Consider the following 558-nt stretch of genomic DNA (forward strand, 5'->3'; position numbering starts at 1 on the left):
TAAAAATGAAATTGAATGTTTAGAAAATTGCTTATGTGATATTGTGTTGCATAATTTTCAAAGAATGATTAAGGATTGCAAGGGTAACGATAGCAAGTTGGAATATTTAGAATCTAGACAAGATATGCTACTAAATACGATTTATGCTTTTTTTGATAGTATGCGTTTAGAAAATGGCATAAATACTAGCAATGATTTAAGCAATGCTATCGATAGCTTTTTTAATGAAATTAAAAAGGAAGCGTTTAATATAAATGCTAAAAAGGATTTAAAAAACATTCTTAAGGGTAGCAAGGATTCTAGCAATGATTGAAATTCACAAAGATTTTATAGTTTTAGATTCTATATCCAAAGATTGCTACATTAAGGCTTTTAAGGAAAATCGTTTTAATATGTTTCGATATTCTTTAAACTTAAATCATTTTAAGATTAATGATTGCAATATAGCAATAAGCTATTTTATACCTTATGTATATTTGCTAGATTCTAGCAAAAGCGGACGTAAGAGAGTGGATACTATGAAAAAGGAATTTAACCTTTTTAATATGATTTCACTTA

At 26.5% G+C, this 558-nt stretch carries 2 protein-coding genes; both read left to right on the forward strand.

The genetic code is table 11. The features are described from left to right. Positions 1 to 313: hypothetical protein (locus LS64_RS12700; RefSeq protein ID WP_034568901.1), on the forward strand; the 313-nt coding region annotated here is incomplete at its 5' end. Further along, positions 306 to 558 (forward strand): hypothetical protein (locus LS64_RS12165; protein ID WP_138127395.1); only part of this gene is annotated, 253 nt, incomplete at its 3' end. The genes LS64_RS12700 and LS64_RS12165, both read left to right, overlap by 8 nt.

The organism is Helicobacter saguini (genome assembly GCF_000762875.2).
Taxonomy (GTDB): Bacteria; Campylobacterota; Campylobacteria; order Campylobacterales; family Helicobacteraceae; genus Helicobacter_A; species Helicobacter_A saguini.